An 11,876-nucleotide genomic window follows, 5' to 3' on the forward strand; every position below is an offset into this window, starting at 1 on the left:
TACCTGCATCACCGGCAACATCGGGATGCACCGATGACTCGACCATGACCGCCTCGACACTCGCTATTGGGATCGGAATGGGATACGCCTTGCTCCATGTTTGGGGTGTTTTGCAGCCCGCCGCCTTTCGCTTGAAGGCGCGTGCCTTTCCCCGTCACGAGGGGATCGGCTGGGTGCTGATGCTGACGGGAACCCTTTGGTTTCTGTGGAGGGTGAAGCAGACGGAGATTTCGGATTTCGCCGCTTACAAGAATTTGATGTATGTGGGGTTTGCCGGCATCGGCCTGGGCACGTGTTTGTATGTTAAAGATTTCCTGGCGGTTCGAGGTTTCGCCGTGTTGAGCCTCATTCTGGCCGCCGTCACGCTGGAACGGGTGCGCTGGATCGAATCTGACTTGCGGCTTGTGGTGGTGTGCTGGGTCTATGCCTGGGTCATTGCCGGCATTTGGTTCAGCATTTCGCCCTGGCGCATGCGGGATTGGATTGAATGGTGGACGCATGACGAAAGGCGAACCCGCGTTGCTTGCGCCTTGAGGACCGTGTTGGGCGCGGTGGTGGCCATCCTCGGGGCCACCGTGTTTCGCACTCCCACATCCTGATCGGCCGCCCGGCGGAGCCCATGCGCGATCGGGGCAAGATCCTGGTGGTTCGGGGAGGCGCCATCGGGGACTTCATCCTCACGCTGCCGGTTTTGGCGGCCCTTCGCGCCCAATTTCCCGAAACCCATTTGGAAGTCCTGGGATATCCGCATATCGCGAGACTGGCCTTGCTGGCCGGGAGCGCGGACGCGGTTCGTCCGATCGAGGCGCGTCCCTTGGCGCGGTTTTTTGCCCGGGGCGGCGAGTTGGATGAAACGTGGAGGGATTACTTTGGCCAATTCAGCATCGTGCTTTCATTCCTGTACGATCCGGATGGCGTGTTCCGAACCAATCTGACCCGATGCGGTGTGCGCCACTTCATCGAAGGTCCGCATCGGCCGGAGGAGGCGGGAACGAAGCACGCAGCCCATGCGCTGCTCGAACCGCTGAGTCAACTTGCGATCTTCAATGCCAACACGCATCCGCGCATCGTTGTCCCGGGGCTTGAAGCGGGAGGCTCGGTCCGGCTGGCTTTGCATCCTGGAAGCGGGGGAGTGCGGAAGAATTGGCCTTTTCCCGCCTGGCTGGCCCTCGCCCGTGCAGTGATCCGCGAAACCGACTGGCGCCTCGTCGTTGTCGGGGGAGAGGCCGAAGGGGAGGTGATGAGCTCTTTGGCGGAGGCTCTGCCGAAGGATCGATGCGAGTTTCATCTCCATCTGCCACTGGAAGAACTGGCCCGCGTTTTGGCGGGCAGCGCGTTGTTTGTGGGACATGACTCGGGAATTACCCATTTGGCCGCCGCCGTCGGGCTTCCCTGCCTGGTTTTGTGGGGCCCGACGAACGAACACGTCTGGCGTCCCCTGGGGAGCGCGGTGAGATTGTTGCGGCATGACGCGGGGTTGTCCGGCCTTCCTGTCGAGACGGTCTATCAACAGATCGTTGAAATGATGAACCATCGTGTTTGAGACGGGGAGCGCGTTCTCGCCTTTTTTCTATTCCTGCCTTTGGAGAGGGATTAGGCTCCTCGCCAATCCATGCAACGCTTCCTTCGATTCCATTTTGGGGGCTGGTTTTCAGGCGCTTTGCTTCCTTGCGCGTGGCTGTTCGCCTTCTCGTTTGGAATTGAGGGGGAGGGAATCGCACAAGATTTCCGGGTGGGCGCCTCCGCCGTGACGTTCGAGGCGGATGACGGCATGGTCATCGCCGGAGGCATCACCGCCGGCAAGGCAAACGGGCAGGAAGGCGCTCTGCGCGCCGTTGCCGTGGTGTTGGAACACGCGCCCGTCCAAGTCGCGATTGTAACCCTGGATGTACTCATGCTCACACGACAGGATTTGGATCCGGTTCTGGCGGAGATCGAGCGCGTGACCCAAATACCATCCGCCCACGTGCTCGTGAATTGCACTCACACTCATCACGCGCCCAGCACGGTCCGGGTGCATGATTACGGTCCAGACGCTGTTTTCACCGAACGGGTCAAGAGAGGCCTAGTGGAATCCGTGCGCCTGGCGCAATCCCGACTGGCGCCCTCCTCGCTCAGCTTCGCCCTCGGCAAGAATGACACGGTCGGCCAGAACAGCCGGATGCTGTTGGACGACGGGCAAATCTACTGGATTGGTCCGCGCACGAACGTGGTCCGTCCGACGGGTCCTTTCGATCCTGATCTGCCTGTGTTCGCGTTCCGCGATCCCGCGCAAAATCTCCAAGCCGTGCTTTTCAATCACAGCACGCACACCATTGGAGTGCGCACGGGGGGGCGCCGTTCCCCGAGCATTTACGGACTGGCGGCGCAGGAGCTTGAAAAGCAATGGGGCGGTGTTTTCTCGTTCTTGGAGGGAGCCAGCGGCTCGACGCACAACCTCAACTTGACCGGGGCGGAATGCGTCACCCAAATCAAGGCCACGGTGGAGACGGCGCTCGCTCAGGCGCGTCCCGCGAGGACCACTCCGCTGGCGTCGCGCAAGCGCGCCGTTTCGTTTCGCGTGAGAACCTTTGACGACGCGGCGGAGGACGCGGCCGTTCGCCGATATGTCACGAAGTATGCGGGACCGCCGCACGATGAAATCATTCGGAAAGTGTTTCAGAACATGCGGCGCGAACTTTCCAGCCAGCAAGGCCAACCCCGGGAAACCTGGGTTCAAGCCATGCGCATTGGCGATCTCGCTCTGGTCGGGGTGCCCGCCGAATACTTCACCCAGCTTGGACTCGATATCAAGAACCGGAGCCCCTTCCGGCACACGTACGTGGCCGAACTGGCAAACGACTGGATTGGGTATCTTCCAAATCTGGAGGGACACAAATTGGGGGGATACCAGGTGTGGACCGGATATCACAGCTATGCGGAGCCGGGAACCGGGGAACGAATCGCCGAGGTGGCGGTGGAACTTTTGAAGGAGTTGGCGCGTCCGTGAGTTCCTGTTTTTGCGCGCGTTGGGTTTGGTTTTTGCTGGCGGCCCTCGCGCCGCGGTTGGCCGCAGGAGGGCCGAAGCCTCCCGAGGAATCGGCACGGTTATTCTCCCTGGCGGATCCCCGGTTGCGCGTCGAACTGGCCGCCGCCGAACCGCTCCTCTCCAGCCCGGTGGCGATGGCGTGGGACGAATGGGGCATTCTCTATGTCGCGGAGATGACGGATTATCCGCGGTCCGACATTGGAGGCCACATTCGGCGGCTGGTCGATGTGGACGGTGATGGACGTTATGATCGATCGTCCGTTTTTGCCGGACCCCTTCCTTATCCCAATTCGGTCTTGCCCTGGAACGGCGGCATCCTGGTCATGGCGGCGCCGGACTTATGGTATTTCAAAGATGCCGACCGGGACGGTGTTGCCGAACACAAGGAGCGGGTTTACAGCGGATTTGGAACCGGGAATCAACAATTGCGGGCCAACGGGCTCACCTGGGGGCTGGACCACTGGGTGTATGGCGCCAATGGGCGCAGTGACGGCCTCATCACTTGGACAAATGGATCCGCACCGGTTTCACTTCGGGGCCGCGACTTCCGGTTCCGTCCGGGGCATTGGGAATCCTTCGAAACATTGGCTGGTCGCAGTCAATTCGGTCTGGGATTGGACGACTGGGGAAATCGGTTTTTATCATGGAACACGATCCCGTTGCGGCACGAAGTATTTCCCGATCGGTGGATTCCCGCGCGGGTGACCGGGGTGCCTTTGGAGGTCCTGGCGGACACGATGCCGCTTAAAGACGATGGTTCGGTGTTTCCCAGCGCGCCTGCCCCGCGCGTTTTCAACAATGAATCCAGCACGCATTTCAACGCGCTGAGCGGGCTTCACCTGTATCGAGGCGACGCGCTTGGGGAAGAATACGCGGGCGATGCGTTTACAGGAGAAAGCCTTTTAAATCTCGTGCATCGCCGCCGGTTGACGCCTCAGGGCGCGAGTTTCGTGGCGGAGCGCATGGAACACGGGCGGGAGTTCCTGTCCAGCCGTGATCCCTGGTTCCATCCCGTGAACTTCGCCACGGGGCCGGATGGCGCGCTTTACGTGGCGGATTTCTATCGAGAATTCGTCGAGCACCCTGACTGGGTTTCAAAGGAATTGAGGACCAGGACCCCTTGGGACACCGGCAAGGCCCATGGGCGCATCTGGCGTGTCTCGAGAAAGGATCTCGCCCTCGATCGAACCCCCTTGAGGCCTTGGCCGGGCGATTCCAACCCGCGCCATTGGGTGTCGTTGCTGGAGCATCCAAACGGGTGGTTGCGGGACACCGCGCAGCGCTTGATCGTGGAGCGGCGTGCGGCGGGATCGTCCGCAAGCCTTCGCCTGTTGCTCAAAGGGTCGGGCAGCGCCCGGTCGGCGGTTCACGCCCTTCACACCCTCGATGGATTGGGCTTGCTGACGCCCGACGATCTCCTTGTCGCCAGCAGGTCGTCTCATCCTCGCGTGCGCGAGCAAAGTTTGCAGCAGGGTTTGCGAGCGGAACGGGTTTTGGAGCTGATGCGTGACCCGGATCCTCGCGTGCGTTTGCGGGCGATCCTCCAATCCCAACGTGTGTCGGAAAGCGATGAGAAGGAAAAGGCGATTGCGGATGCCGTTGCGATGGCTGACTCGGACCGTTGGATCCTCGTGGCCGCGGCCTTGGCGACGAGTCGCAGTCCGGTTCCGTGGCTTGATCGTGTGAAACAACCAGCCCTGTCCCGCCCGGCTCCGTCGCCCCGCGGGGCGGATCCCGACCGGGAGCAAGTCGTGAAGCGATTCATGCCTGCGCTTGCGCTTGAGGGAAAGCCCGGCCACGGTCTCGAGTTGGCGCGGAACCTCTGTTTCCCATGTCATGTTTGGCGCGGGCAGGGCAGGAGGGTGGGACCTGATCTGACCTCATTGGCCAGCAAGTCGCCCGAGGCTTTGCTGGTGGATATTTTGGACCCCAGCCGTCAAGTGACGCCCGATGCGCAATCCTACGAGGTCGTGATGACGAATGGCGAAACCGTGGCGGGGTTGATCGCCAGCGAATCCGACACGCGCATCACCCTGCGCCACGGAGGAGGGCCGGACATTTCGGTGGCGCGAGCGTGGGTCGTTTCCATGCGCGCTTCGGGCCGATCGTTGATGCCGGAAGGGTTGGAGGCGGGGTTGACGATTCAGGACTTCGCGGATCTGTTGGGGTTTTTGCTGCGCGCCGAGTCCCTGCCTTGAAGATTGTCCCTGGCCGGCCGGGAGATCCAAGGCGGCCGTGGCTCCCTGGCGCGTGGAGAGCATGGAATGGCTTCGTTCTTCACCCGACGCGGCGCGCCCCGACAACTTGCGGAGACACCGAACGCGACGCGGTGCATCCCGATGTTGCCGGTGATGCAGGTAGGGCGCGTCCGTCCCGGCGCGCCGCCGGAGCATGATGTTTTGCATCCCGTGGGCGGCGGGCTGGGACAGGCCCGCCCTACCAACAACATCGGGATACACGGAACGCGACGTTCCATTCACAATTAGAATGGCGGAGGACGGAGCTTCCGGTTAGAACCGCCGCCAATCGATGTCCGTCATCAGCAGCACCAGGCGTCCTCGCAATGTGGATGCGCGCCGGGCTACGGCGATCCTCTATGGCGACTGGGGCACCAGCAAGGCCTACGTCATTGGGTTGGCATTCGCCGCCGCCGGTTACAGTTCCTTTGGTTTGATCGCCGCGATGTGTGTTCTCACCGCGCTGGTGGGGATCAATTACATCACCATTTGCCGCCTTTATCCCGACGGCGGGGGGGTGTACGGGAGCGTCCGGCACCGGTCGGAAATCCTGTCGATCGTGGGCGCGTTTCTGCTTCTGGCGGATTACATCGTGACGGCGGCGCTCAGTGCGTTGTCGGCCTTCGAGTATTTGGGGGTGCCGAATCCCCATCAGTTCGCCGGCCTCGCCATTCTCGTGATCGGAGCTTTGAATTATTTCGGACCCCGCCACACCGGAAGCCTGGCGTTTTTGGTGACGATTCCCACTGTGGCCGTGGTGGGTCTGCTGATCCTTTTCGCCGCTCCCCATTTCGGGAAGGCGGTCCAGAATATCAGACCTTTGCCGGACGATTGGGGCGTTGTATGGGCCGGCTTCGTCAGCATCATTTTGGCCTTGTCCGGCGTCGAGGCAATCGCCAGCGCGACGGGGGTGATGAAGTTGAACCGTGGCTCGACGGACGAACGGCCTCTGGTCACCCAGACCTCGACCAAGGCCATTCTTTGGGTGATGGCCGAGGTCTGCGTGTTCACAGCGCTGCTTGGGCTCGCCATGCACGGGCTGGATGGATTGACCATCAGCCCGGGCGGGAACAGCGGCGGCCACCATGGCTCCGGAGCGCAAGTGGACGCTCCGGGGAATCCCGGCGTGCGCGATTACATGCTCCGTTACATGGGGAACGTGTATGTGGGGCATGTTTTGGGTCCCACCGCCGGACAGGTCTTCGGCGCGGTGATCAGCATCGTGCTGGCGCTTCTTCTTCTTTCCGCGGTGAACACGGCTATTGGCGCCCTCATCGGTTTGCAATTCGTGCTTTCGCGGGACGGGGAGATTCCCAGGGGCATGCAAAAATTGAATGCGTTCGGCGTTCCGGTGTTGCCGATTGTCCTGGCCACGGTCGTACCCGCATTGCTGGTCATGTTCGTCAGCGACGTTTCCGGCCTGGCGGATCTCTACGCGGTGGGCGTGGTGGGTGCCATCGCCGTGAATCTCATTGCCACGGCGACGGATCGCAAAGCCCAGGTTCGCACTTGGGAGCGCGCCTTGATGTTCGGCACCTTCGCAGTCATGGCGGCCATCGAGATCACCCTCTTTATCAACAAACCCAATGCGCGCGTGTTCGCCGCCTCGATTCTGGCCATTGGATTGATCCTTCGCGGCATCGCCAAGGAGTGGGAACAGAAACGCCGTCCGTCCCCGACCACCGCCCCGGAACAGCCTGAACAGGACGCTCTGTCCGCCTCGGAACCTTCCGAGGCTTTCGACGGTCCCCCGATGCTCTGCGCGGTCCGGGGCGTTGGACGCACCCTGGACTTCGCGTTGGCAGAAATGGCGGAAACCAAGCGTCCCCTTTATTTGCTCTACGTGCGGGAGCAGAAAGTCCTGACCGAACAGGATCGGACCCGCACTTGGCATTCCGACGCGGACGCGCGGAAGATATTCTCTTACGCGAAGGAGAAGGCGGGCGATCGTCCGGTTCGCTACTGTTATGCCGTCAGCGAATCTCCCGCCGACACAATCGTCGATATTGCCGCGACACTGGGGGTTTCGCGTGTCATGCTGGGTTCGCCCAAGCGGGGGTCCTTAATCACGATGCTGCGCGGCAACATCATCACTGAAGTCTCGCGCATTCTGCCGGAGGACATTCATTTGATTGTGCACGCTTGAGGTTGAGGGCGGCGTCAACGCATGCGGGGCGCAAACATCGGGTGAATTGGGACCGGTCCGTAGACGCGGGCTCCATAACCTTCGAGCGTGTCTGAAAACCATCCTTGCTGGACGAGCTTGGTTTCCTTCGATCCGACCACAGGCATTCTCGCTGTGGAAACCACGGGTGGGCTGATGCGAAACTTGGCCTCGGTCGAAGTATTGTTCACCGCCAGAATATATTCGCCGGGGGGAACCGCTTCGTTCCCCTCGGACACCCTCAGCCATGCCAGACTCACACGGCTTTCCTGAACTTCATTGAGTCGGGAGGCTTCTTCGTAAATCAAGGATTGCCGCCACGGCCACCAGCCATGCTCGGCTTCGAATAGCGGCTGCCAGGCGCGGATTTCCGCCACGATCCGTTTCAAGGATGCCCAAAGCTCCGGATGCTGATCCAGTTGCCAACGGTTCGCCCGGTAGGAGTAATAAAATAGGCCTTGGGCGCGTTGCACGAGCGCGCCATAGGTCATGCATCTCAATTCTTGAAACGTCGGTTCGCGAAACCCCGATTCACCCGGAAGCAAGTGTGGGAATGCGCTCCAATCGAACGCCTGCAGGATGGCGTAAAACGGTTTCCCCCCCGCGCTTCGCTGCGCCATCCGGACGTGCTGTTCGAACACGGACAGCGGTTGCCACGCCACAGGATACCGATCCACCATCAGCAGATCTCCCGCTTCGCGATAGTCGCTGACTTCGGCTCCATGCTGGAAAACCACCGCGAGAGGAGCGCGCGCCCGCATCCGCCTCAGGCTTCTTCGTGCCTCCAAGACCCAGGCAGGATGGATGTGGTTGAAGTCCGGTTCATCGACAAGATACCAGGCGAACAGGGCGGGGTGGCGATCGAGCGAGGCGACCGCACGAGCCGCCGCGTTCGTGTCGAAGGAGGGTCCGGCACTCGTGCCCGGGAAGGCAAACACCCGCATCCCGAGTTCGTGGGCGGCGTCAAAATAAGGGCGGGAAGCAGGTCCGACAACCACGTCAAACCCCGCCTCTTTGGCCACGGAGAGATCTTCGATCCGGTCCACGCCATACAAGCCCACGACGAAGTTTGAACGCGGGGCGCGGCATCCGCATGCGACCCACAGCAGGACCAGGCCGCAGGCGATACACCAAGCGCGCCCGCGCATCAGCCCGCTCATGGAGGAGGAGGAATCATTCGGATTCATGGCGTGGTGGCAGGGAAAGTGTCAGGGCGGCGAGCAGCGTGAAAGTCACAAGAATTCCGTGAATCTGCATCGGAAAATCGACCAGGGCATGGACCAAAACCAATCCCATGCCTGCCCAGGCTGCCTGAATCAACAAGGGCTCGCCCAAGCCAATCCAGCCCGGTCCCAACACGGCAAGCGCCAGCAAGGCGAACACCAGAATGCCGCCCGTCACCCCCCATTCGGCCACGGTTTGAATCCAGTCCGAATGCGCGTAGGGATACGCCGCTTGTCCCGGCGCCAGATGAAATCGATACACGGTTTCATAAGCCCTCGGTCCCGTTCCGAAAATCCAGTGATCTTCAATAAGATGCGTGGTGGAGCGATACTGTTCCTGCCTTTGGGCCCAAGCCGGATCCACCCGCAATTCGTGGCTGACTCGTCCCAAGCGCTTCTCCAGTGGCATCCATCCCAGGTAAAGTCCCAACGCGAGCAGACAGGCGAAGAGCGCGTGCAGGCTCGTTCGATGCTGGTTGTTGCGTCGGCGCGCATCCCAAGCCAGCAGCCCGTAGAGGATGGGCGCCGCCATGATTAAGAGCACCGCGCCCACTCGGTTCGTGGATATGATGGGGCAGGCGCCCATGAGAGCGGCAAACGGAAAAAGCACCTCGTATGCACCCGTACCCGTTCGTTCATTGAGCTGCGTTCCCGCCAGATGACGGGCGCGGGACAGCCACCAGAACGCCAGGCACACCGGCCAAAGAAGGTTGAAGTATTGCGCTCCATTCGCCCGGTAATTGAAGGGACCGAAATGAAACGACGCGTCACCGATGGTCGAAGGCATGATCCAGAGCAATTCTCCCGTCCCGGAAAGGCGCTGCAAAATGCTCGCCACGGCCAGCGTTCCTCCATTCGCGGTCAGAAACGCCAGAAAACGCGCCGCGCGGCTGGGAATCATGGGGACCTGCGCATTGAATCGTTCGGGCAGCTTCTCGAAGTAGGATTCTTGCTCTTCCCGGGTCTTCCCGCGCATCCAATCCCAAGCGGCCCAAAAGAGGCACGCCAATCCCAAGTATTCGTGCAAGGCGAACCATGTTTGCGGCGCGTTATAGGTGTGCGGCAGCCAAGCCACGCTCTCTTTTACAAGTTGGCCCTCGATCACACGGGAATTCGCCAGTCCCAGCGCGACATAACCCAGAATCGCGAGAGTGAGCCCGGCCATGGCCTTCATTACCGCCGCTCGCAGGATGAAAGCTCCCGGGAGCGGTTCGCTCTCATCCTTGACCGGTGGGTCTCCCCAGCGCGGCGGCGAGTGTCCCGCCGCCCACGACAGGAGCCGTCTCACCAATCCGGTGCCTCCGATCGCCCATCCCAGGGCGTTGATCGTATCAATGCACCATCGCTGGGTTGCGCCAAACCCCCAGGAAGCCAGGAAGAGCGCCGCGTAGATCAAGGTTTCCGCGGCGAGATCGTTCCAATGATGCCAGAGCGACGCCGTTTCGGGCGAGATCCGACCCGGCCTTGCCTCCGGTCCGGGTCCGGGCAGCCGAAGCGATCCTTCATGCTCTGCGTCGTCTTGGGGGCGTTCGGCCATCGGCACGATTGAACGCAATCTTCCCTCTCCGGCTCAAGCCCGAACGCCCCGGGCTCCCCGTTCATCGCCTTCGAACCGAGTTTTGTCACGGCGGTTGAGACTCAGACATCACGGAATCCTGGTGCTTTTCCCTTGCTCGGCAGCTCTTGTTGTTTACCGCGCCCCTTCTCCTTTCGTGGGAGTCGGCTTGACGACTCCGGTCCGGTAAGCGAAGACAGGACCGCCACGTTATGCGTTTCACAATCTTGGTTTTTTTCTTGGGAGTGGCGTGGCTTCGGCTTTCCGGGGCGGCGGTGGACGCGCCCACGTCGACCCCGCCGATTCCCGTCCCTTCGGAACGGATCGACGGGCCTCTTTTTCAATACAAACTCCAGGGGGAGTTGCGCGCATGGTCGCTGTCGCCCTTCGTGTCCCATGTCGCGGATTCTGGAACGGACAGCGAGGAATGGGACGTGCTCTACCCGTTTTTTTCGATCGACCGGTTTGGACTCGAGTATCGATGCCATCTGTTTCAGCTCATCAGTTGGGCAGGGGGCGGGGTGGCGGAGGATCAGGAGGCGCGTCGATTCACGATTTTCCCTTTTTATTTCCAGCAACGATCCTCGGACCCTTCCAAGAACTACACGGCGTTGTTGCCCTTTTACGGCACGGTCCGAGGACGGTTGTTTCGTGATGAGTTCAAGGCCGTCCTGGCCCCGCTTTACGTGCGCACGTTGAAGAAGGATGTGGTGACGGACAACTTCCTCCTCCCCTTCTTTCATCATCGCCACGGGGAACATGTTCGGGGCTGGCAATTCTGGCCCTTGTTCGGCCACGAGCGGAGAGAGCCTTCCACCCGGACGAACGGATTCGGGGAGACTGTTGTGGTGCCGGGCCACGAGAAGTCCATGGCCCTTTGGCCGCTGTTCTTTTCTCAACACCTGGGTCTGGGAACCAACGACCCCCAACGCAGGCTGGCGGCGATTCCGCTTTTCAACTTCGAGCGATCCGCCAAGCGCGATTCCACCACCTGGTTTTGGCCGTTCGGCTACACCCTCACGCATGATCGCGAGAAAAAATATCGCGAGCAGGCCGTGCTCTATCCCTTCATCGTGTGGGCCGAAGGCGAGGGGAAGAACGCCGTGCGGGTCTGGCCGCTGTTCAGCCGGACCCGTACTCCCACGGTCTTCCGCGAAATCTACCTCTGGCCCTTGTTTCGGAGGGACCACGCTGAAACGGAAGCACTGGAACGGGAACGTTCGCGCGTGTTGATGTTCGCGTACTCCGATCTGCGTGAGCGCAACAAGCTCACGGGCGCGGAAATGCGACGGACCGATCTGTGGCCCCTGCTTCATGCCCGGCGCGACGCCGAGGGGAAATCGGCGCTTCAGTTCCCCGCCTTGATCGAGTCTTACCTGCCGGGGAACAAGAGCGTGGAACGAAATTGGTCGCCGGTCTGGTCGATTTACCGGCGGGAGGAGGACGCCAAGGCCCGGACCGTCCGCGCCTCCTGGTTGTACAACCTGTTTCGCTACGAGCGCTCCGGAGACGAGAGAAAAGTCTCGCTCTTGTTCGGTTTGGTCCGCTATCAAACCGGCCTTGGCGCGCCGGGTTGGCGCTGGGCGGGTTGGAGTCCCGGAGCCTCGGAAGCCTCGGAAGCCGCGCCCGAGAGCCGCTGACCTGCTTCACTCGGTCCGTCACCCAATCG

The 11,876-nt window shown here is 61.4% G+C and carries 8 protein-coding genes; 6 read left to right on the forward strand and 2 right to left on the reverse strand.

Annotated features, from left to right (window positions below):
- Positions 1-44 precede the first annotated feature (44 nt).
- From FJ404_02975 to FJ404_02995, 5 genes are all read left to right on the forward strand, one after another.
- Positions 45-599 carry a hypothetical protein gene (locus FJ404_02975; GenBank protein MBM3821848.1) on the forward strand — a complete coding sequence of 185 codons (555 nt, stop codon included), beginning with the start codon at positions 45-47 and terminating at the stop codon, positions 597-599.
- Between the two features lie 20 nt (positions 600-619).
- Entirely contained in the window at positions 620-1,543 is a 924-nt protein-coding gene (locus FJ404_02980; protein MBM3821849.1) for a glycosyltransferase family 9 protein, read from the forward strand.
- A 69-nt stretch (positions 1,544-1,612) separates the two neighbouring features.
- Entirely contained in the window at positions 1,613-2,989 is a 1,377-nt protein-coding gene (locus FJ404_02985) for a hypothetical protein (GenBank protein ID MBM3821850.1), read from the forward strand.
- Positions 2,986-5,226, forward strand: a complete 2,241-nt coding sequence (locus FJ404_02990) for a hypothetical protein (protein ID MBM3821851.1) — start codon at positions 2,986-2,988, stop codon at positions 5,224-5,226. Before FJ404_02985 ends, FJ404_02990 begins: the two co-directional genes overlap by 4 nt.
- A 331-nt stretch (positions 5,227-5,557) precedes the next feature.
- Complete coding sequence (locus FJ404_02995; GenBank protein MBM3821852.1) at positions 5,558-7,411, forward strand: amino acid permease; 1,854 nt, start codon at positions 5,558-5,560, stop codon at positions 7,409-7,411.
- A 14-nt stretch (positions 7,412-7,425) separates the two neighbouring features.
- On the opposite strand, the gene FJ404_03000 is transcribed toward FJ404_02995, so the two are convergent.
- The gene (locus FJ404_03000) at positions 7,426-8,616 is read right to left on the reverse strand and encodes a hypothetical protein (protein MBM3821853.1); all 1,191 of its coding nucleotides are present in this window, start codon (positions 8,614-8,616) and stop codon (positions 7,426-7,428) included.
- The gene (locus FJ404_03005) at positions 8,603-10,189 is read right to left on the reverse strand and encodes an O-antigen ligase family protein (protein ID MBM3821854.1); all 1,587 of its coding nucleotides are present in this window, start codon (positions 10,187-10,189) and stop codon (positions 8,603-8,605) included. The genes FJ404_03000 and FJ404_03005 overlap by 14 nt, the downstream gene beginning before the upstream one ends.
- A gap of 230 nt (positions 10,190-10,419) precedes the next feature.
- Here FJ404_03005 and FJ404_03010 point away from each other — a divergent pair, with 230 nt between their 5' ends.
- Positions 10,420-11,847, forward strand: a complete 1,428-nt coding sequence (locus FJ404_03010) for a hypothetical protein (GenBank protein MBM3821855.1) — start codon at positions 10,420-10,422, stop codon at positions 11,845-11,847.
- The last annotated feature ends 29 nt before the right edge of the window (positions 11,848-11,876 follow it).

The organism is Verrucomicrobiota bacterium (assembly GCA_016871495.1).
GTDB lineage: Bacteria > Verrucomicrobiota > Verrucomicrobiia > Limisphaerales > VHDF01 > VHDF01.

What these genes read in the sequence shown, in the direction of transcription:
- FJ404_02975 (MBM3821848.1), top strand. Translation starts at nt 45, where the DNA reads ATGACCGCCTCGACACTCGCTATTGGGATCGGAATGGGATACGCCTTG.
- FJ404_02980 (MBM3821849.1), top strand. Translation starts at nt 620, where the DNA reads ATGCGCGATCGGGGCAAGATCCTGGTGGTTCGGGGAGGCGCCATCGGG.
- FJ404_02985 (MBM3821850.1), top strand. Translation starts at nt 1,613, where the DNA reads ATGCAACGCTTCCTTCGATTCCATTTTGGGGGCTGGTTTTCAGGCGCT.
- FJ404_02995 (MBM3821852.1), top strand. Translation starts at nt 5,558, where the DNA reads ATGTCCGTCATCAGCAGCACCAGGCGTCCTCGCAATGTGGATGCGCGC.
- FJ404_03000 (MBM3821853.1), bottom strand. Translation starts at nt 8,616, where the DNA reads ATGAATCCGAATGATTCCTCCTCCTCCATGAGCGGGCTGATGCGCGGG.
- FJ404_03005 (MBM3821854.1), bottom strand. Translation starts at nt 10,189, where the DNA reads ATGGCCGAACGCCCCCAAGACGACGCAGAGCATGAAGGATCGCTTCGG.
- FJ404_03010 (MBM3821855.1), top strand. Translation starts at nt 10,420, where the DNA reads ATGCGTTTCACAATCTTGGTTTTTTTCTTGGGAGTGGCGTGGCTTCGG.